Raw genomic sequence first — 23,549 nt, 5'->3', positions numbered from 1 at the left:
AACACTAGGGAATCTCCGTGCCTTTAGGTCGGGGAAGATGTTAAATGAGAGTATGAACTGCCTGCTCAATTCGATCCAATGCCTCTTCAATCTTGCTGAATGAGTTTGCGTAGGACAGGCGTAAATATCCCTGACCTTGATTGCCAAAAGAAGAACCAGGTAACACTACCACCCCAGCCTCAGTCATCAAATAATCTGCTATGGCTTGATCATCTAACGGTAACTGGGAGACATTTGGAAATGCATAGAATGCCCCTCTTGGCATTTGACAACTGATACCAGCTATTTGGTTGATCCTGGTGACAATCATATCTCGACGCCGATGAAATTCCATCACCATCTTCTCAACAAAGGTTTGGTCTCCTTCCAGGGCAGTCACCCCTGCCAATTGAGTAAACGAACAGGTACAGGAATTGGTATTGATCATGAGTTGAGTTAGCTTTTCACTGATTTCTGGAGATGCAACGGCATAGCCCAAACGCCAGCCAGTCATAGCATAGGTTTTAGAAAAACCATCTAGTAAAATAGTGCGCTCCTCCATGCCTGGCAAACTTGCAATACTAGTATGGGTCTGGTCGTAGAGAATATGAGAATAGATTTCGTCTGCGAGAATGTAGAAGTCGTATTGCTGAGCAAGGGTAGCAATTTCAGCTAGATCCTCAGACGTCAGCACTCCCCCAGTTGGGTTTTGAGGAGAGTTGAGGATCAATAACTTGGTACAATCGTTGACTAGGGTTTTCAAATCCTCAATTTGGATGCGAAAGTTCACGACTTCTCGCAAAGGTAGCGGAACAGGTTTAGCTCCGACAAAGTCAATAACTGATTTGTAAATGGGAAACCCTGGATTTGGGTAAATGACCTCATCTTGGGGATCAACCAGAGCCAGAATAGTCAAGAATATTACGGGTTTTGCCCCTGGCATTATGACAACCCGATCGGGTTCGACTGACAAATGCCGGGTTTTGGAAATGTGGCGTGCGATCGCTGACTTCAGTTCTGGTAGTCCTGCTGCAGGACCATAACCCGTGTGGCCCGCTTGCATGGCTTGGTAGGCTGCCTTACAAATGTGAGGAGGAGTAGGAAAATCTGGCTGTCCAATCTCCATATGAATTATATCTCGTCCTTGGGCCTCCAATTGTTTGGCTTTGGCGAGATATTCAAAGGCAGCTTCAGTGCCTAACCGTTCCATTCGGAGCGCAAAAGTTCTCATGGTCTTGATGTAATCGTTTATTCACTTTTCCAGTGCAGTGCGCTTGAGTTATAGTGTGGTAGTGTAGGTTATCCTGTGCCCCTCCCACTGTTTTTGTACTTGATGTGTTCAGTACTGTAACATACAATGCCAGCCACCAAGCCTCTCTCGTTACCACTCCGGATGCGCGGAATTCCCCATCTGTAGCTTAGGTCATATCTCAATTTCCTCAGTGTTTTTAACTGCTGCAAGGTCCACTGCATCTCGACCAAACCATAGCACTAGATCGATGTGTTTAGCCCACCCAGCTACCGTTGGATATTCAAAGAGGCTTTGGATTGGCAGTTCAATCTGCAAAGTTTGACGGAGCTTTGAAATGACCCGAGTAGCAAGGAGAGAATGACCACCCAATTCAAAGAAGTTGTCGTGAATACTGATGCGATCGCATTTCATGACTTCAGACCAGATTTTAACAATCCTGTACTCAGTTTCAGTTTGGGGTGCAGTAAACTCAAGCCTGTGAGGGAGTTGAGAAAAGTCAGGAATCGGCAGAGATCGACGATCTACCTTGCCATTTAGGGTTAAAGGCAAGGTTCTTAATTGTACAAAGGCGGAGGGGATCATATAATCTGGTAGCCTCTGCTTGAGAAACTGTTGGAGTTGATTAGGGAGAATTTGCTTATCTGCCTCAACTACAAAGTAAGCGACTAACCGCTTATCTCCTGGATTATCTTCTCGGGCTAACACAACGACTGCCTGTAAATCAGGATGCTCACCGAGCACTGTTTCGATCTCTCCTAACTCAATGCGGAAACCCCGAATCTTAACTTGATGATCAATCCGTCCTATAAATTCGAGATTTCCATCTGAACGGTAGCGGCAAAGATCACCAGTTTTGTAGAGGCGACCCAAAGCAGGATGGCAGATAAATCGTTCTGCTGTCAGATTAGGACGGTTAAAGTACTCGCGTGCTAAACCATCGCCACCAATATAAAGCTCTCCCGAAACTCCTATAGGAACTGGATGATAGCTGTCATCCAACAGATAAACCTGAGTATTTGAAATCGCACAACCGATTGGAACCGACGTGCCAATGGCTTCAAGATTTCGGATTGGGTAACAGCAGGTAAAAGTTGTATTCTCCGTCGGACCATAACCATTAATTACAAGGGTATTCGGTAAGGCTCGAACTGCTTTCTTGACATGGGTAACTGACAGAACGTCTCCCCCCGCCAGAAGTTGTCGAACTGAGGTGAAAGACTCCAAATGCTCTTCTACCATCTGATGGAAGAGTCCAGAGGTGAGCCAAACTACAGTGATTTGGTGATGTGATAGCAGATGTGCGATCTCTGCCAGAGATGGACGAGCAGCAGGAGCTAGGACTAATTTTGCTCCATTGAGCAAAGCCCCCCAAACTTCGAAGGTGGCCGCATCAAAGGCAATGGAAGCTAGTTGTAGGCATGTGTCGTCTGAGCAAATTGTCACATAGTTAGGATCGATCGCCAAACGTATCACTGCTTGATGGGGAATACTAACTCCTTTGGGTTGACCCGTAGAGCCAGAAGTATAGATTACATAGGCTAGACTCTCTCTTGTCACCAATTGCGGCTCTGACGAGCTATCAGACTGCACTTCATAAGATTGCAATCCATTGGATTGTGTCAAATCAATCTCATCGAGACAAATCAGGACACACTGCTCATAATTGGCTAATCGGGAGCGCAAAGTCGTTTGCGTAATTAATACGGGAATTTGCGTTTCATTTAAGATGAAAGCCAAGCGCTCCGAAGGATAGTTGGAATCAAGGGGAACGTAGGCTCCTCCAGCTTTGAGAGTTCCTAGCATGGCAACAATCAACTCTGGTGATCGTTCCAGGCAAAGGCCGACCAATACTTCTCGTTCTACACCCAAGGTCTGCAAATAAGTGGCAAGCTGATTTGCACGGCGATCCAGTTCTCGATAAGAGAGCTGTTGTTCTCCAAACACTAAGGCAACCGCATCTGGTGTACGTTCTACTTGTTGTTCAAATAGATGGTGTATGGAGGAATCACCGGGATAATCTCTATGGGCTTGGCTCCATTGTGCCAGTAATTGCTGCTGTTCTGCTTCGGTTAGCAGGGGTAACTCAGAAATTAATTGATCTGGATTGGCAACAATCCCTTTAAGCAAGGTTTGAAAGTGGTGATGCAATCGTTGAATTGTGTTAGATGTGAATAAATCACTGTTATACTCCCAAACCCCTTGCAACCCTTGAGAAGCTTCCCGCATTGACAAAATCAAATCAAATTTTGCAGTGGTCCGTTCTACCCTTCGTGGACTCACAGTTACGCCTGGAAAACTCAAGGCATGGGATGGGATGCTATTTTGCAATACAAACATGACCTGAACCAGGGGATGATAGCTCAGGTTGCGATCTGGATTTAATTCCTCTACTAACTTCTCAAACGGGAGATCCTGATGGGCATAAGCATTTAAGGCAACTTGGCGAGTTCGTTGCAACAATTCTAAGAAGCTTGGATTCCCTTCAAGGTTGTTACGCAACACCAATGTATTGACAAAGAACCCAATGAGAGGCTCAATTTCCTGACGATTACGATTGGCGATTGGCGACCCAACAACGATGTCAGTTGAGTTGCTGTAACGACAGAGTAAGATTGAAAACGCGCTCAGAAGTGATATGAAGAGGGTAGTGCCAGATTGTTGACTGAGAAGTTGTAATTTTTGGGTTAAGTGAGCATCTAAATCAAATTCAATCGTGCTACCCCGAAAAACTTGTTTTGCTGGACGTGGGTAGTCGGTTGGTAAATCTAGCAGGGGTGGACTGTCTGCAAGTTGGTTTCGCCAGTAGTCGAGTAAGGTCTCCAGAACTTGTCCTTGTAACCATTGATGCTGCCAATAGGCAAAATCTGCATATTGAATGGGCAAGGGTGCCAGCGGTAAAGGTTCCGATTGACAAAAAGCAGTATAGAGTTCGGAGAGTTCTTGCTGAAAGATGCCCAGTGACCAATCATCGGCAACGATGTGATGGATTGTAATCACAAGCACATGGACTGTTGTACTGCATTTCAAAAGCTTGCAACGAACAAGCGTATCTTGGGCAAGGACAAACGGTGTTTGAGCCTCAGCATTAATCAAAATCTGAATCTGAGATTCTAGTTCTGTTGGGGGAAGCGATTGTAAGTCGATTAGGGGAACCTGAACTGTAACGTCAAGTTGAATTTTTTGATATGGAGCAGCATTATCGCTCGGAAAAATGGTCCGTAGCCCTTCGTGGCGCTGCACAATTGTTTGAAGACTTTGGGTCAGTACTGATAGATTTAAGTCTCCTTCCAGTTGCCAGACATTTGAAATATTATAAGTTGAACTAGGTCCTTCTAATTGATCAAGAAACCAAAGACGTTGCTGAGCAAAAGATAAAGGAACCTTGGTGTCTTTGGGAACTGAACTAATGGTTGTCAGTTTAATTGAGTCTGTTGGCTGGATAGTGTCGATCGACTGGGCTAATTCCATCAAAGTGGGATAAGCAAACACTTGAGCCAGAGGTAATTCAATGAAGAATACGTCCCTGATCCGAGAAATCACCTGCGTTGCAAGCAGGGAATGTCCACCCAATTCAAAGAAGTTATCGTCAAGGCTAATCTGAGTAAGATTGAGAATGTCACACCAAATCTTGGCAAGCTTCACTTCGGTCTCTGTACGGGGAGCAATCAATTCTCGGTTTTCAAACTGCGCTTCTTGTTGTGCAAGCAGCACCTTACGATCGACTTTGCCATTCGGAGTTAGGGGAAGATCTTCCAGAATCACAAACTTGGATGGCACCACATAGCGAGATACTTGGGCTTGGAGATATGTCTTGAGTTGATGGATCAGCTCTGAGTTTGACTCAGCAACGGTAAGACTATCTATCTTCACAGACTTGCCAGATCTTACCGTTTGGAGGGCGATTTCAATTTGCTCCCAATTGTTATCCTCACGAGACAGGGATGTTGGTTCGAGGGTTAAATAAGCAACTAAATAAGGTTCATTCAGGTTCGTTTTCAGATCTAAAACAGCAGCTTCCCTAACGGTGGGATGTTGAGAGAGAATTGCTTCAATTTCGTCTATTTCAACTCGAACACCATTAATCTTAACTTGACGATCTACACGCCCCAACATTTCAAAAACCCCATCGCTCCGACATCGCCCCAAATCTCCAGTTTTGTAGAGGTAGAATGGAACAGTCTGGTCAAGTTCTTGTTCACTATTGCCGGACTTATGATTAATCAAGGGATTAACGATAAACCTTTCATCATTCAGTTCTGGGCGTTTAAAGTATCCCTGAGATACCGCTGGTCCTCCCACGTAGATTTCCCCGCAAGTTCCAGGCGCTACAGGGGTTAAATTATCATCAAGGATGTAGAGTTTCATCCCTGGTAATGGCTGACCGATCGGCATCACAGCGCCAGGTTCTCCGGATTGGTAAAAACAAAAGGCAACCGAACCTGTTGCCTCTGCTTGACCATATAGATTCAACGTCGCAGCAGGATGCTGTAACCTCTCTTGCCAGATCTGAGGAATATATTGGGGGACAGGTTCCCCATGACCGTTAACAAATCGTAGAGTGTTGGTCAGAAGTTTCTGGCGCGTATCAGGAGGCAAATGCTGTAGGGTTGAATTTAGAATTCGCCAATAGGATGGCACCATATCCATTAAGGTAACCTGCTGATCCTTTGCCAGTTGTAGCACTTTGAGCGGGATTTGACGTTCTTCCGAGGTCGCGATAACAACAGTTGCCCCATGTGATAGGGGTGACAATAACTGACGGGCAGATGTGGCAAAGCAGATGGAGGCAAGGTGCAAATAAATATCAGTGGATTGCAGAGCCATGGGCTGAACGATCGACCAACAGTAATGTGCCAGATTCCGATGGCTGATCATTACGCCTTTGGGTTTGCCCGTTGAACCAGAGGTGTAAATAATATAAGCGAGGCGATCGAGGGGGTTGATTTCAGGAGAAGATTTGGCTCGCTTGTCCCAGCTCAGTTTATCGCGGCCTTCACTGCACTGATCTACAGAAGGAGGATCTTCCACCTTCGACGGGGAAAGATCCTTGGCCGTCACTGGCGCAGAAATCGCTGTCGAGACAGATGGTTTTAATTTCGATGAGATTACTGAAGCAAGGGACAAACGACCGTCGGTCTCGACCTTTAACGTGATCACCTGTGCAATTGTTGATAGTTTTGGTAAATCCTGACACAACTGAGGTTCAGTTAAGACTATCGCTGCTTCAGTCTCTGCCAGCATAAATTCGAGACGCTGCTTGGGATATTGACTATCAAGTGGAACATAGGCACAACCCGCTTTCCAAATTCCCAATAAACCAACAATCATAGCCAACGATCGATCCATATACAGCCCGATCAATCCTCCGGATTCAATCTCTAAATGCTGCAAATGCTCAGCAACTTGATCGGCAAGCTGATTGAGTATGCGATAGGTCAGGGTCTGACCTCCACAAATTACAGCAGTTTTGTTAGGTATATTGTGGGCATAAGCATCTATCAGTTGATAGATACATTGGTTTCTTTGTTCAGGCAACACTTGATGTTTCAGATTCATCAGTAAGTTTTCCTCACCAGGTTCTTGCTTTGGAGTTGAAAGAGTGGCAATGGGGGGGGTGATCATAACTAAAGAACCGATTGGTAGGTTAAGGGTAGAGGGTCACCGATAAGTAGGTGGGCATAAATAAACGTTAAAACTCAAAATCCGAAAATGAAGCTGGAATCCTCTATTCATAGGGGTTTCATGATTTTGAATTTCCATCGCTATTTTACACTTAATTACGCCCACCTACTTAGCAAAAATCACGATTGCAGTGAGATCATGAAGGTTTTTGGGATCGATTCACTAAATCAACCAATTCATGATCAAATAGCATTCGCTTATTCTGAATTGTCCCTTCACGAATCTGGGGCAACAGTTTGAGAGCAGCTTCATCAGTCAACGGTATGCCCAACCCAGCAAATTTATGCTGGACGGCACGTTTGCCAGAATGTTTATTGATACCTAAACGTCGAGCAGTGTTAGTTTTGCCAACAAATTCAGGGCTTATCAGCTCGTAATTTGCAGGGCTTTTCAACACACCATCTACATGAATACCTGAGGAATGAGACCAAATATTGGGACCTACTACTGGTGCATTAATCGGGATCGGGCGACTACTTGCTTGCGAGACATAATCACAAACGCTGGAGAGTCTCGATTCCTGTACAGATAGATTTATATTTAGCCCAACTTTCAATGCACCCACTAATGTAGCCAAATCAGTGTTACCAGCTCGCTCACCAATTCCATTCACTGTAGTGGTTAAATAGAGCTTCCGGCTTGGTCGTTCTTTTTGGGCCTCATACCAGAGATCAAATGCTTTGATCGCAGCCACACAGTTGGCAACCGCCATACCCAGATCGTTATGGGCATGGAGTTCCACATCGATTTCCGAGTTATTGAGAATATCCGTTATGATATCGAAGATCATGAAGGGATCAGTGCGACCTACGGTATCGCAGAGCCGTACTCGATCTGCACCTGTTTCTTCTGACATCTGGATCATCTCAAATAAAAATGAGCGATCAGCATTAAAAGCATCCTGAAAGTCAGAAACAGCGTATAAGCCGTTCTCCTTGATGAAAGCTAATGCACTCCGTTGAGCTTGTAAGATTTTGTCCGGTGTAGATCTCAGGATGCTATCAATCATATAAGGGGTAATCGGAGTAGAAGAGCAGCAGCCATCTAGGCCCAACTTAACTGACCAGGATAGTTCTTCACGCAATGGCCGATGCCAGCCTAACACCCGTGCTGAGATACGCCCATTGGTTTTACGGGAAATCAGCTCTTGCAGGTAGGTCCTTTCACTTCCTTCTTGAGCTGGAAATCCAGCTTCCAACTCCTGAATGTCTAGTGCATCAAGTTGTCTAGCAATTTCCAACTTTTCCTCATTGCTGAAGACAATGCCAAATGTCTGTTCACCATCACGGAGGGTAGTATCTGAAATTATGATTGAATCTTTCAGGTCATTACTTTTCATTAATTGATTCATGGTTTTTTCCAGAGAGATCTTGAAAAAGGTGTTACAATGTACGTTTTTCGATTGTTCAATTAGAAAAGGTTAATAGGATGTAAGAGTAGTTCACACGTTACCTTAACCTTGAGGGTATAAATTATTACTTTTCAAATGATTACAGAATTTTACCACGGCTTCAAGGCGAAAAAATTCTGCTTCAGAAACAGGTGAATGATATCCTATAAGGATTGCTTGGCTAGACGCCTACTTCCCCCACTTCGCAATTACGATGTTAGATTTACTGCAATCATCTCGAATTCAGTTTCTATGGCGAGGGTGTCAGAATGTCGCTGGGATAACTTTAAGATTGGTAGTGATCTGTTTTCTAGTGCAAACCGCGATCGCCTGGAGTGACCTTGCCTACATTAGGACATTGGCCGAAGAAATTCTCATAACTCTTAGCCACGAGATCTCCCTTAATCCGTGGTTTTATGGGATTGTCTCAATGATTCTACTGATCGAAATCTGGTTACCCGCACGTCAGCAGGCTCGGCTGTCCGTTGGTTTCTGTCAAGACTCCTTGTGGTTGCTAGGTGACCTTGTCGAAACGATTCTTTTTCTGAAGCCTTGCATCTCCGTTCTTTACGCTTTGAGCAATCGTGTCGGTTTCCCTATCTTTGATAGCGCAACAATACTTCCTCCACCAATCATGTTAGTGCTCGGCTTTCTGCTTAGCGACTTTCTAATTTGGTTTGGACATATTCTACGCCACCATATCCCAGCCTTTTGGTATTTTCATGCTGTCCATCACTCCCAAACCGAACTGAACCTCTTGAGTGGTCTACGCTTTCATATCGTTGATAAAGCAATTGCTTATATCATTGTTGCTTTACCCATGATCGCGCTTGGGATTTCTGCGCCTTCTATCATTCTATTTAAAGTGTTGCAAAAGTGGTATTTACGTATCTATCATGCCAATCTCAAACTCAATTATGGTTGGTTGAAGCATATCATGATTACCCCTCAGTCTCATCGCATTCATCATTCAATTGAAGCACAACATCGCGATCGCAATTTTGGCTCAATTTTAATTATCTGGGATTACTTATTTGGAACTCAATACTGCCAATATGACGAATACCCAGCAACTGGCATCGACGATCCGAATTTTCCCCTTGAAAGCAGTCGCCAGCCGCACCATCTTCTGATCAACTTTATTCATCAAAACCTCTACCCATTTCAGCAACTTTCGAAATTCTCAATTAATCACGATAGGTTTACAGGTTGGTTCAAAAACTTGTTTGTTATTCAACCTCAGAAATAACATCAGATGAATCATCTCCAATTACATCAGGTAGCTCATCCTCAAGGTATCTCAACCGAGGTAAAAAATAAGCGATGCAAGTCATGGTAAGCGTTAAGATTCCCATGCAAATATAAAGCAAACCAATACCTCGGCCAGGACCTACCCCGATCGCTTGACCAATCAGTCTAGCACCTGGGTTATCTCCACTCATAAAGCGTTCAAAGTAATGATCAGCAAGGAAGCCAGCAAGAAGAAAAGAAATAGGGATTCCAGAGCGAGCAACTGATCTTAATAACGCTAAAACCCGCCCTAGTAATTCAGGGGCTACTTTACGTTGAAAGATACTAATAATGGAGCTGTTAATTAAGGGGACAGGTAGAAGCAAACAAAAACTTGAGATCGTAACTAACCAAATTGAGGGACGAATACCTTCAAGCAGAATGGATAAGCCGATTAAAGCCATGCCAATCAGAATGGTGCGCATTTGATTTTGCTTACCTCCTCTGCTCATTGCCACTAGACCTCCTGCAACCATACCAACATTTGAGCAGGACACAACTAGGCCAAAACCGATCACTGATGCGAAAGAAAGAATGAGGGGAGCCTCTAAAACAGCATGGGCTCCTATCAAAAAGTTACAGACTGTTAGTAGAAAAGTAAGCCATAGAAGACCTGATCGTTCTTTACAGTAATTCCAGCCAAGGGCTAAACTCTGCATAAATGACTCATGCTCAGTCTGCTGCTCAGTTTCAGCGGCAATCTCAGGGAATTTGACGATTAAGAGAGATACTAGGGCAAAGGCCAGGGTAATGAAATCGATAGCCACAATGCCTTCAAACTGAACGATCCCTAATAAAGCTGCAGCTAGTGCAGGTCCTATCAACTTGGATATGGCTTGACTCGTTTGCATCATACTGTTAGCACGAATTAGCTTATCTTTAGGGACAAGCAAACTGGTTGCAGCAAGATAGGCTAATTCTTGAAAGGTGCTAAAGCTAGATCGCAATATATTAGTCAGGCAAATATGCCAAAGTTCTAAATGACCTGTTACGTACAACCAAGCTACTATCAAGGTAGACAAGCCAGCACAGAAATCACTGATTATCATTGTCCATCGGCGATTCCAGCGATCGATATAAACTCCAGCAATGGGACTGATGAGAATAGTAGGCAGCAAAGTAGATAAAATAGGCAATGAAAACAGGGTGACAGAATCCGTGTGTGAATAAACCCAGATGCTGATGGCAAAACTGGTAAGCCTGGAGCCAAGTAGAGAAACGACCTGGCTGAGCCAGATGAAGCTGAAGATTTCCATACCCTCTAGGGCAGTAAATTGCTTCGTGAAAGCGTTAATGATGGGAAAGCTGCTACCATTAATGCGTGATTGCTTTATATCAGTCATTTGATTTATCAGTACATCACTGCCCGAACAATTTGCAGTTTTTCTAAGCAAGAGAGATAGAAAAAGGAAGATTCTTTTACTGTGACAAACCCTACCTGGCAAATTTGAAATAGTTCTCACAACCTTGCCGGAGCATCAAGGTAATTCTCTTGAATTAGAAAAGATAGAAAGAGGTTGAGATATGCCTGGTTGATGGATTCCAACTGAATATTACTTTGAGCTAAACCATTAGTCAAATTTTGATAGTCAAATCTCAGCACCTTGCCTGTATAAGGAGGATTATAGGGTGAGAACGCAGGAAATAACGAATATAGACTGTTATTACTCGCTTGAGAAATTTCTAGTTGTGTAAATTGAGTTCGCCACTCTGAATAGGGGATAGCTTCTAAAGGATAGCCAAAAGCCTTGATCCACTCAAACAATGTTTGTAGATTTACGGTTTCAGGATTATTGATATGGAAAACTTTACCCAGCTGACCTTTCAAAGATAGATGAACAATTGCTTTACTTACGTAATCTACAGGAGTCAATCGGTCTACCATCTGATCACTGTCGGGATATTTGCCAAACTGGATACAACCTCTCAGGAAAATGCAAAGGAAGTCCTGCATGTTCATGATGCCTGTCTGGCAATGGCTAAAGACTCTCCCTAGTCGGTAAATTGAAGTGGGTAATCCACGATTTCGTGCCGCCATAACAAGTTTTTCTGCTACCCACTTGCTCTGGCTGTATCCTCCTTTGAGTCCTTTGCCATGAATCAGGGGATCATCCTCAAAAATAAGGTTTTGTCCAGAATAACTTCCGGCAGAAAAAACTCCAAGGGTTGAAATATGGTGCAGCGGTTTGACTCGACTGGCACATGCTAGCTTTATAATCTCCTGGGTTCCTGCAACATTTACCGGACTTAAAAAAGAGTATGGATACATGCTATTGACCCAGGCTCCAGAGTGATAAATAGATTCAACCTGATGACTGAGCTGTTCGTACTCTGATTCCTCAAGACCAAACTTAGGCAGTGAGAGATCTCCCTTAATCACAACCACTCGCGATTGATAGGTTTCATGCCAAAGACCAAAAGATTTCAGGAGCTTGTGCAGGCGCTGCCAACCCTGAAGGGGATCGCCAGTCCGCATGAGACAGTAAATCTTGGCTGAAGTTTGTTTGAGTAATTCATGCAGGAGAAAAATACCGACAAAACCTGTTGCTCCTGTTAAAAGAATGTGATCTGGGTTGCGATAAATTTGTGCCTTAGCAGGCTTGATGTTTGGATCTAAAATGGCTTCAGCTTCTAAATCAACAAAAGATGTGCCAAGTTTTGAAATATCCTGATCGCTATTTCGAATCCGATCTATAGCTTGAGCCAGCTCTAACAGTGTTTTGGAGGTAAATAAGAGTTGAACGGGTAGACTAATTTGCAAAGCTTCTTGTAGGCGAGAAATAACCTTAACAGCTAGCAAAGAATGTCCCCCAAGGTTAAAGAAGTTGTCATAAAGACCAATCTGGTCCACTCCTAAAACATCGGCCCAAACCATTACTAAGAGTTGCTGGGTGGAGGTGGAAGCAGGGACAAAAGTTGTCTGTCGCTGCAAATCAGAAACGTTGGGCGCAGGCAGTGCTTTACGATCTATTTTGCCATTGGGCATTAAGGGTAATTCTGCCAGTGACACAAACGAACTGGGCAACATATAAGCTGGTAAGCTTTGCTGCAAATATTGCCGCAAGACTGGTGGATCTACATGAACGTTATCCTTCGCTACCACATAGGCAATCAGTTGCCGATCTCTAGTCTCAGATTCACGAGCGATGGTGACAGCCTGACTAATATCTGGATGTTGGCTTAAGACGGTTGTAATTTCACCTAACTCAATGCGGAAACCACGAATTTTAACCTGTTGGTCCAAGCGACCCAGGTATTCAATGGAACCATCAGGCAAGTAACGGGCTAGGTCACCAGTTTGGTACAATCGCCCAGCACCAAAGGGATTAGCAATAAACTTTGTGGCAGTCAACTCTGGACGATTTAAATAGCCACGGGCTAACCCTGCCCCTCCAATATACAACTCGCCAGGAATTCCTATCGGAACAGGTTGTAGATGACTATCCAACAGATAAACCTGCGTATTCACAATAGGGCGACCAATAGTACCAGCACTATGAGCGGACTGTAAACGACAGATCGTAGCATCTACAGTACATTCTGTTGGACCGTAGAGATTAAAGCAGTGAATTGTCTCGCAGCTTTGAACCGCTAGCCAAGTGGAGGAGGCAATCGGTTCTCCACCTACTAAGATGGCTCTCAGGGGTACTTCATCTGTGCTAAGGAGACCTGCTTCTATCAACCAGGTGAATTGCATGGGTGTACAGTCAAAAACATCAATCTGATATTGCTTGAGATAGTGCAGTAGAGTTGAGCCGCTGTATCGATCGCTTTCTGGAACAATGACTAGGGTGTGCCCATGTAAAAGTTGAAGAATCTGCTTAACCGATGTGTCGAAGGCATATGAACCATTAATACTAATGCAAAGGTTCTCCTTACTATGAGTCAGAGAACTGTAAACAGCGTGCAATAATCCCTGATCCAGGTTCAGTACAGAATGATGAGTGATCGCTACGCCTTTGGGTTGTCCAGTAGACCCTGATGTATAGATGACATAAGCAAGGTTAGTAGGATGGACCTTACTGTGAACTGTATCAGTGCTGTATTTAGCAAAAACGTCATCTTCTACATCCAAGCAGATGATTTGAGGTCGGTGAAGCGGTAATTCCTTTAGCAAACATTGTTGAGTGAGGAGCAGCCCAATCTCTGAATCTTCCATCATGTAAGCAATTCGATCACTCGGATAGGTGGGGTCTAAGGGAACATATGCCCCTCCTGCTTTAAGAATACCTAGCACGCCCACCACCATCTCTAGGGAACGCTCAACACAAATACCAACTAATACTTCGGGGCCTACACCTTGCTGCTGTAAGTAATGAGCCAACTGATTAGATCGCTCATTCAGTTCCCGGTAAGTTAGTTTCTGCCCTTCGAATATTACAGCAATGGCATCAGATGTGCGCTCAACCTGAGCTTCGAATAATTGATGAATACATTGATCATGAGGATAATCTTTCTGAGTTTGATTCCAGGCAACTAACAGTTGCTGTTCAGCCTGAGTCAGGAGGGGAAGTTCTGCAATTCCTTGAGTACTATCAACAACAATGGCTTGTAAGAGAGTCTGAAAGTGGCCCAACATCCGTCGAATTGTTTCAGCCTTAAATAAACCAATATTGTAAGTACACCGTCCTGCCAAACCTTCAGGATTCTCAAAAAGATCAAGTTCAAAATCAAACTCACGAATGGTCTTCAGTTCTACGCCTAGACGTTCTACTTTCAAATCAAAGAGTTCTAATTTATCACCCAGGGCATTCTGCAAAGCAAACATGACCTGAACGATAGGATGATGATTGAGGTGACGTTCTGGTTGTAAGGTTTCCACCAGTTTTTCAAAAGGCAAATCTTGGTGAAGATAAGCCTCCAAGGTTGTTTGTCTGACCTGAGCCAATAACGCCTCAAAGCTAGGATTGTTAGACAGATCAGAGCGCAGTACCAGGGTGTTGACAAAAAAGCCCAGCAACGATTCAACTTCAACCTGTTTGCGGTTGGCGATTGGCGATCCAACCACAATATCTGATTTTCTGGTGTAGCGCGAGAGCAACACTTGAAACGCTGCCAGTAAGGTCATAAACAGGGTGACACCTGCTTTTTGGCTTAGGGTCTTCAGTTGTTGCGTCAGGCTAGAATCCAGCCAGAACCACTCTATTCCTCCCTCAAAGGTAGCTACCTCTGGGCGAGGATGATCTGTGGGGAATTCTAACAGGGGAGGAGCACCATCAAGTTTCTGTTTCCAATAGTCTAGATGGCTTGTCAGGGCTTGACCTGCTAACCATTGCCGTTGCCATTGGGCAAAGTCGGCGTATTGGATTGTTAATGGAAAGAGTGGAGAGGTCTCTCCTTGACAAAAGGCTTGATAAAGTTGAGATAGTTCCTGAATGAATACCCCTAATGACCACCCGTCTGAGACAATGTGGTGTATGGTTACTAGCAATACATGGGTAGTGGGGGACAGACACAGTAACTTGGCACGAATCAGTTGATCTTGACTAATATCAAAGGGCTGGTGGCTTTCTGCTTGAATTTGATCTTTAACTTGGCGTTCTTGGTGTTCGCTGTGTAATTCAATCACTGGCAAGGTAAAGATTCCAGCCTCATTAATATACTGGTAAGGTGTACCCGTATCATCAGCTTTAAAGGTGGTCCGTAGGGTCTCATGACGATGAATGATCGCTTGAAAACTTTGCTCCAATGCGGTGTGGTTCAACACACCCTCAAGTTTGAAAGCATTGGGGACGTTATAGCCAGCGCTCATGCCTTCGAGCTGAGTTAGAAACCAAAGCCGTTGCTGAGCAAACGAAACGGGCAAGAGTGTTGCACGAGAAACGGGCTGAATGGCAGGAAAAGAGATTAAATCCCCTTGCTGAGCAGTCTCTATTGCCTGGGTGAGATCCCTCAATGTCGGTTGCTCGAACATCACTTGCAAAGGCAGTTCAACTCCTAGTCTATGGCGAATCCGCGACATCACCTGAGTTGCCAATAAAGAATGTCCCCCTAGCTTAAAGAAGTCATCGTCAAGGCTAATCTGTTCAATTCGCAAAACCTCACGCCAAATCGCAGCTAACAACTCTTGAGTCGGGGTCTTCGGTGCAACAAATGCTCCCTCTCGAGCCACATCCATAACATCGGGGACTGGCAAAGCGCTGCGATCGACTTTGCCATTGGCGGTCAGAGGTAAATGGTCTAAGACAACAAAGTGCTGAGGCAGCATATACTCAGGCAACTTGTTTTGCAAAAACTGGCGTATTTCAGGAATCAGTTTGTAAGTTAGCTTACTTTGTAGGGGGATATTGGCATAGTCTTGCCTCAGCTTAAGAGGACTTCGGTGCTCTTGCCAAAAGGCAACCTTTTGAAGAGCTGAGACAACATCCTGGTCCTTGGGAACAGTCTCACGTAGAAAAACTACATCATAATACCCTGTTGAACTGGCTTCCCACCAACTCAAATGCACCTGATAGCCCAATTCTTCTGCTAATTCCCAGAACATATCCGGCTCAACGCCACTGGAGTTGTTGTGTGCTCCATCACCCATTACATCCATTAGATGTTGTCGGAGATGTTTAACGGTTTTGAATTCCTGAGACGATTGCTCCAGACATTGTTGGACTTGTAATGCCTGTTGAATTCGCCCATTGGGAATACGACGAATACCCAACGATTCTGGACGTTCTTCCAACAACACACGCCGAACTTGAGTCAACATGTCTGGGTCATCCTGCCAGTCCTGCCAAGGAATTGTTACATTTTCCCTTGGTTGAGTCATGCTGAGATGGAGCGTTACATCATAACGAAACTGGGTTAACTCATTGTGATGTTTGCCTCGCTTCGGTTGAACTTCAACATGGCTAATTTCAGGGAAATAGTGAGGTAAGGTAACAAAGAAATCTGGATCAATGACAAGCTCTTCTTCCGCTTGCAAGCTCTGCTGACATCGAGTTGTCAGTTCCTGTAACAACATTGAATCGTCCGCTTGCAAGTATTGCACCATCGTATGAAACTTATCTAATAAGGGTAAACTCCGAATATCTCCCACAAAAATGCGACCGGGGGTGCCAGGAATAATGACATCTATTGCCCCTTGTAAAACCTGGAGAAGATAATGAATACTGGGGAAGTATTGAATGACTGAATTGAGTATAACGGTGTCAAATTTTTGCTTAGGAATGCCTTCAAAGTCATGGGCTAATTTATGATGAAAAATAACATGATTTAAGGTCGTTTTACTTTGCTGTAGATTTTGGTTATAGGCTAAGGCTGCCCTGGAATAATCAGTTCCTTCATAATGTTTGCAATGGGGAGCAATTCGACTTAACAATAATCCTGTTCCACAGCCAATTTCTAATACTGACTGAGGGTGATAATGCTGAATTCGCGACACGGTATGCTCAACCCATTCCCTCATTTCGATAGCTGGAATTGGCTGACCTGTATAACTGCTATTCCATCCTACAATATTGAAATCCAAGTTAGATTTTAATCCTGTCTCATCCGGTTCTGAAGTGGATGGACTGTAGATTTCTTCGTAGAGGGTTTGCCAATCCTCTAATAATTCCTGTTCTGCCTGAGCAAGTAATGCAGCAATCCCTTGTCCGCGCCAGTCAGGCACTAAATAAGCAATCAAACTTTTATGACTGGTTGCATCTCTATGCACCGTAGCAACGGTTTGAGAGACAATTGAATTCTGCCGAATCGTTGCTTCAATTTCTCCCAGTTCAATGCGGAAACCACGAATTTTAACTTGATGGTCGACTCGTCCAAGAAACTCAATATTGCCATCAGGAAGGTATCGAGCTAAGTCTCCTGTTCTGTAAAGTGTGTCCGAAGTTGAAATCTGGAGGGGTTCTTTTGATTCTCTCCCTTCATCCTTTTCTATGACTTTGCCAGAGAGAAAGGGATTCACGATAAAGCGTTCTGCGGTCAGATCAGGACGCTTGAGATACTCGCGTGCTAAGCCGTCTCCGCCAATATAAAGCTCTCCAGGTACTCCAACTGGAACTGGGTGAAAAGTTTGATCTAACAGATAGACTTGAGTGTTTGAAATCGGAGATCCGATCGGAATTGATGTGCCGATCTCATCAAGATCTCGAACAGGGTAACAGCAGGTAAAGGTGGTATTTTCTGTTGGACCGTAGCCATTAATCACCAGGGTGTTGGGTAAGGCTTGAACTACGGTTTGAACATGAGCAACAGAGAGAACGTCACCTCCAGCTAAGAGTTGTTGAACAGAGGAGAAAGCTTCAAGATGCTCTTCCACCATTTGATGGAAGAGCCCAGCAGTGAGCCAGAGAATCGTAATGTGATGATGCTGCAGGAGGTAAGCAATTTCAGCCAGAGAAGAACGAGAGGCTGGAGCGAGCACCAAGGTAGCTCCGTTGAGTAACGCACCCCAAATTTCAAAGGTGGCTGCATCAAAAGCAATGGAGGCGAGTTGTAGAAAGGTATCCGCTGCGGTGATGTTAACATAGTTGGAATTGACCACCAAACGAACAACTCCCCGATGGGAAACTGCAACACCTTTGGGTTTACCTGTAGAGCCGGAAGTATACATCACATAGGCAAGATTGTCAGCGGTGATTGATTTTCCGCTCAAAGAAGTCCCAGCCTGGGTTTCTAGGGTAGGAGAGATGGTGTCTGTTAACGTTCTCTTCAAATCAGGCTGGACATCGTGTTCTTTCCGGTTAGTCGGTTGTTGAGCAGCAAACTCTCTTAAGTTGATTTCATCTAAACAAATGAGGAAACAGGTCTGAGAATCCGAAAGGTGGGCTCGAAAAGCTGTTTGAGTAATTAATATCGGTATTTGTGTATCTTCGGCAATGAAGGCCAAACGTTCTGAGGGGTAGTTTGGATCAAGGGGCACATATGCTCCCCCAGCTTTAAGAATTGCCAGTATGGCCACAATCAGGTCAGGCGATCGCTCCAGGCAAACCCCAACCAATACGTCTGGATCGACACCCCAGTTCCGTAAGTAAGCGGCAAGCTGATTGGCCTGGTAATCCAGCTCCTGATAAGTAAGTTGTTGGTCTTCAAATACTAGGGCAATGGCATCTCCTGATCGTTCTACCTGTTGCTCAAATAGTTGATGAATACAGGAGTTACGAGGGTAGTCTCTTTGAGTCTGATTCCATTGCGTTAGAATCTGGTGTTGTTCAGCAAGAGTCAGAAGGGGCAACTCATCGATCCTTTGACTGCTATCGATCACCACTGCTTGCAATAACCTCTGAAATTGTTCAAATAACCGCTGGATCGTTTCAACTTTGAACAAATCACCCCTGTAAATACAGGAGCCGACCAACCCCTGAGGTTTTTCCCAAAGGTAAACTTCTAAATCAAATTCGCGGGTTGTCTCAACCTCTGATCTGAGGGACTTGACTTCTAAGTCTGGTAGTTCTAAATCAGCATCTGGAACATTTTGCAAAGCAAACATGACCTGAATAATCGGATGATGGTCAAGACGACGCTTCGGTTGTAATTCCTCTACTAATTTCTCAAAAGGTAGGTCTTGATGCGTGTAAGCCTCTAGCGTGGTTTGTCTAACCTGTCTAAGCAGTTCCACAAATCTAGGATTGCCGGACAAGTCGGAACGCAATACCAGGGTATTGACAAAAAAACCAATCAAAGGCTCAATTTCAGCCTGATTACGATTAGCAATGGGCGCACCCACCACAATATCGGTCTGTCTGGAGTAGCGAGATAATAATATCTTAAAGACAGTAAGCAAGGTCATAAATAGGGTAACGCCTGCTTTTTGGCTGAAGGCTTTCAGATTCTGGCTCAGGGATGCATCAACCTGAAAACTGACCTCCCCCCCTTGAAATGTTTGCACAGCAGGTCGAGGGTAGTCTGTGGGCAGTTCTAATAGAGGGGGAGCGCCTTCCAGTTGTTGTTTCCAATAGTTGAGTTCAGCCTCTAAAACTTGATCGGTTAGCCATTGCCGTTGCCAACAGGCAAAATCTGCATATTGGATCTGTAAAGGGGAAAGGGGAGAAGATTGATTCTGGCAAAAAGCTTGATACAGTTGGAGTAGCTCTTGTTGGAATACCCCGATCGACCAACCATCACAAATAATGTGGTGTATCGTGACCATCAAAATATGATCAGTAGGCGACGATTGCAGCAGTTTGAAGCGAATGAGCCTGTTGTGAGTCAGATCAAAGGGTTGTTGACTTTCTACTTTAATTAGCTCTTTAATCTCGGCTTCTTGTGCTCCTGCTTCCAACTCAATCACGGGTAATGTTATCGTTCCAGGCTCATTAATCCGTTGACAGGGAATACCTTGACGATCAATGGGGAAGGTAGTGCGTAGGCTTTCATGACGTTCGATGAGGGCTTGCAGACTTTGTTGTAGTGCGGGTCGATTCAAATTCCCAGTTAACTGAAAAGTTCTACCCGTGTTATAGCTTGTTGTATTGACCCCTTCAAGACGATTGAGGAACCAGAGCCGTTGTTGGGCAAATGACAGGGGAAATGATTTGGGGTCGCTTAAGGGGTTGCGATCGATCGGCTGAATAGGAGGTAAGGGAGAAAAATCTTTCTTCTGAACAGAGTTCACAGCCTGAGCAAGGTCTATTAACCTGGGTTGCTCAAATAGAGTGATCAGTGGGATCTCAACCCCAAAACTTTGACGAATTCGAGAGATAACCTGAGTCGCTAATAACGAATGGCCTCCCAGTTCAAAGAAATCATCCTGCAGACCCACCTGTTCTAAACCCAATGCCGAGGCGATGATATTGGCAATAACAATTTCAACCGGACTGCGAGGCGGAACAAAGGTAGCTTGTTGTAGGTGTTGCAAATCAGGAGCAGGCAAAGCAGCACGGTTGATCTTGCCATTGGGGGTCAGGGGGAATTCTGACAGCAAAATGATCGCCATTGGCACCATATAGTGAGGCAATAGTCCTCGCAAAAACCTCCGCAGTTCAGGAGCAGAAGGCTGATCACTCCCACTGTGCAAAACTGCATAGGCGACCAATTGTTGTTCGCCACGTTGATCTGGTCTCAACAAGGCAATTGCAGTCTGAATGGCTGGATGTTGTTCCAGGGTTGCACTGATCTCTCCGAGCTCGATCCGGAATCCGCGCAACTTAACTTGGTGATCAATCCGTCCTAAAAACTCAATTCTGCCATCAGCAAGATAACGCACCCGATCGCCCGTTTTGTATAAACGATTGGCTAGAGAGTTTGCAGGTAAAGCTTTGCCACAATCCTCGTGCAGCCTCTTTAAGCGGTGAGGCATTGCGGCAAATGTTGCCTGGGTCAGATCAGGACGGTTGAGATAACCTCGTGCAAGACCGATCCCCCCAATATACAACTCGCCAGGAATACCGATCGGAACCGGCTGACCATAGGGATCTAGAATATAAACGTTGACATTGGGAATGGGGCGACCGAGTGTAATGATAGGGTCCTCTGGTTGACAAAGGGCGATAGTCGTATACACACTCGCCTCTGTTGGGCCGTAAGCATTAAATAATTCCCGACCCTTAGCCCACTCTTGCATCAACGGAACAGGACAGGCTTCCCCTCCTACAATCAGCACTTGTAAACTGGGGATTGGCATGAGCGGTAAAGTCGCCAGGGCAGATGCAGGTAATACCAAATGCGTAATTGCCTGCTGCTGGAGAAGTTGCACTAAATCTAAACTCGGAAGTAAAGATTCTGATGGATTCAAGCATAAGCAAGCCCCAGAACTTAAAACCATCAAGATTTCTGAGATTGAAACATCAAAACTCAAGGAGGTAAATTGAAGGACCCGACTGTGGGGGTTGACTTTAAAAGTCGCAATCAGAGTTGCTGCTAGATTGCTTAACCCCCGATGCGTGACCATTACTCCTTTGGGTCGTCCGGTAGAGCCAGAAGTATAGATTACATAGGCTAGCGTCTCTGCAGTAATGGCAGAGGTTGGTGCTGTCACAGGTTGGTTGGCAAAAACAGCAGAGTCGCTCTCTAACATCACCACTTTTGCTGGGTGAGATGGAAGTCTAGTCAGTAGAGTGGGCTGAGTCACAAGCACCGAAACTTGTGCATCTGCAAGCATATAAGTGAGCCGTTCTTGGGGATAGGTCGGATCAAGAGGGAGATAGGCTCCACCTGCTTTAAGGATGCCAAGAAAACCCACAACTAGCTCTATAGACCGTTCGACACAAAGACCTACGACAACTTCTGGACCAACCCCAAGACTTTGGAGATAATGAGCGAGTTGATTAGCCCGATCATGCAATGCTTGATAAGTGAGCGTTTGCTGTTGAAACTGGACAGCTATAGCATCTGGATGCTGAGATACCTGCTGCTCTAACAGAGTTAGAACCTGTGAATGAACAGAAATGTCACACAGAGAATCCATTTGGGTTTGATTCCAAGCAACTAGGAGTTGATAGGATTCCTCAAGACTTAAAAGCGGCAGGTGACAGATCGATTGATCAGGATTTCTGACAATTGCGGCAAGGAGCGTTTGAAAATGCCCAATCATTCGAGCAGCAGTGTCCTGATCAAACAAATCCGTGCTGTATTCTAACTTCCCTCTCAGCCCAGATTCCCGATTTTCAAGACATAAGGTTAAATCAAACTTGGCCGTGACCCTTTCCGTTTGTAAAGGAGTCAGGGTTAAATCCGAAAACTTCCACTCATCAACCTCATTCTCCTGCAGAACAAACATTACTTGAAACAGCGGATTGTAACCAGGGTTTCGTTCGGGTTGTAGCTCTTCCACAAGCTTCTCGAACTGCAAATCTTGATGGGAATAAGCTTCTAACGTTACCTGTCGTGTCCGATCCATTAATTCTCGGAAGCTTGGATTACCAGAGAGATCAACCCGCAACACTAACGTATTGACAAAAAAGCCGATCATCGAATCAAGTTCAGGATGATTGCGACCTGCGATTGGGGTGCCCACTATAATATCTTCCTGGTTACTGTAACGGCTGAGCAAGGCCATAAAAGCCGTCAACAATGTCATGAATAGTGTTGTTCCGGCTTGGTAACCCAGTTCTTTAATTTGTTGCGTCAGGTCTTTACTGAAGTCAAAAAGCTGAGTCGCACCTCGAAAGGTTTGCACTGGAGGGCGAGAATGATCAGTAGGTAAATCCAGCAAAGGTGGTGCACCAGCTAATTGATGTCTCCAATACTCCACCAGATTTGCCAATCGTTCTTTTGATAAGCATTGTCGCTGCCAGTGGGCAAAGTCTATATATTGAATTGGTAACTCAGGTAATGGTGAAGACTCACCATTCAAAAAAGCCGTATAAAGACTTCCGAGTTCTCGCAACAAAACTTTTGTAGACCAGCCATCTGTAATAATATGATGAAAAGTTAATAGTAAGATATGCAAATGCTCTGACAGATGAAGCACTGTGGCTCGCAATAATATCTCTTGAGATAGGTCAAAAGCATATTGACTTTCTGCCTGAATGAATTGTTCTGTTTGAGTCAACTGCTCTTGGCTAGGTAGCGATTGTAAATCAACAACTGATAAGATCAGATTTAAACCAGGTGCAATTGCTTGTATTGGGATCCCTTTTTTTATGAAAAATGTGGTTCGTAGTACTTCATGACGGCGAATAATCTCATTTAAACTTTGTTCAAGTATTGAAACATTGAGTATTCCTGAAATTCGAAAATTATGAACCACATTGTAGTTAGTATCACCAGGATTAAGCTGATTTAGAAACCACAGTCTTTCTTGAGCAAAGGAGAGACTATAGTTTCCTTCACGAGGAAATTTTACTATAGTTTCAACTGCTTGATTCTTATATTTATCCCACTGTTGTAGAGTCTCAATTATTGCTATTTTATGCTGTTGCAACTGATCTCGTAAGGCTGGATTTAAAGCTCCTTCTGGAGCTCTACATTTTAACCTAGGTGCTTGAGTTGAATCACTATATTCAAGCCATAGCTTTATTCCCAAACGACTGAGATCAGATAAAAGATTCTCGATTACTGTCATAAATCTCCTGTTTTATAAGA

Annotated in this window: 6 protein-coding genes; 1 reads left to right on the top strand and 5 read right to left on the bottom strand. The window is 44.4% G+C overall.

Annotated elements, in window-relative coordinates:
• Positions 1-40: 40 nt before the first annotated feature.
• The 3 genes from F6K51_RS14930 to F6K51_RS14920 all read right to left on the bottom strand — a co-directional run bounded on the left by F6K51_RS14930 (position 41) and on the right by F6K51_RS14920 (position 8,264).
• The gene (locus F6K51_RS14930) at positions 41-1,210 is read right to left on the bottom strand and encodes a pyridoxal phosphate-dependent aminotransferase (protein ID WP_070393215.1); all 1,170 of its coding nucleotides are present in this window, start codon (positions 1,208-1,210) and stop codon (positions 41-43) included.
• Between the two features lie 192 nt (positions 1,211-1,402).
• Positions 1,403-6,853: a non-ribosomal peptide synthetase gene (locus F6K51_RS14925; RefSeq protein ID WP_293021388.1), complete on the bottom strand. Its 5,451-nt coding sequence runs from the start codon at positions 6,851-6,853 to the stop codon at positions 1,403-1,405.
• 196 nt (positions 6,854-7,049) lie between these two features.
• Positions 7,050-8,264, bottom strand: coding sequence for a hypothetical protein (locus tag F6K51_RS14920; protein ID WP_293021386.1), 1,215 nt, complete (start codon positions 8,262-8,264; stop codon positions 7,050-7,052).
• Positions 8,265-8,517: 253 nt separating this feature from the next.
• On the opposite strand from F6K51_RS14920, the gene F6K51_RS14915 reads away from it, so the two are divergent.
• Entirely contained in the window at positions 8,518-9,552 is a 1,035-nt protein-coding gene (locus tag F6K51_RS14915; RefSeq protein WP_293021384.1) for a sterol desaturase family protein, read from the top strand.
• On the opposite strand, the gene F6K51_RS14910 is transcribed toward F6K51_RS14915, so the two are convergent.
• Entirely contained in the window at positions 9,533-10,987 is a 1,455-nt protein-coding gene (locus F6K51_RS14910; RefSeq protein WP_293021383.1) for an MFS transporter, read from the bottom strand. The genes F6K51_RS14915 and F6K51_RS14910 overlap by 20 nt on opposite strands.
• Positions 10,988-11,052: 65 nt before the next feature.
• On the bottom strand, positions 11,053-23,529 hold the full coding sequence (locus tag F6K51_RS14905; RefSeq protein WP_293021382.1) for a non-ribosomal peptide synthetase: 12,477 nt from the start codon (positions 23,527-23,529) through the stop codon (positions 11,053-11,055).
• Positions 23,530-23,549: the final 20 nt, after the last annotated feature.

This window comes from Moorena sp. SIO3I8 (genome assembly GCF_010692325.1).
In the GTDB taxonomy this organism is placed as follows: domain Bacteria; phylum Cyanobacteriota; class Cyanobacteriia; order Cyanobacteriales; family Coleofasciculaceae; genus Moorena.
This window is presented reverse-complemented; position numbering and strand designations above follow the sequence as displayed.

Bases quoted from the DNA above. Each gene is read 5' to 3' on its own strand.
- F6K51_RS14930 (WP_070393215.1), bottom strand. From the start codon at position 1,210: ATGAGAACTTTTGCGCTCCGAATGGAACGGTTAGGCACTGAAGCTGCC.
- F6K51_RS14925 (WP_293021388.1), bottom strand. From the start codon at position 6,853: ATGATCACCCCCCCCATTGCCACTCTTTCAACTCCAAAGCAAGAACCT.
- F6K51_RS14920 (WP_293021386.1), bottom strand. From the start codon at position 8,264: ATGAATCAATTAATGAAAAGTAATGACCTGAAAGATTCAATCATAATT.
- F6K51_RS14915 (WP_293021384.1), top strand. From the start codon at position 8,518: ATGTTAGATTTACTGCAATCATCTCGAATTCAGTTTCTATGGCGAGGG.
- F6K51_RS14905 (WP_293021382.1), bottom strand. From the start codon at position 23,529: ATGACAGTAATCGAGAATCTTTTATCTGATCTCAGTCGTTTGGGAATA.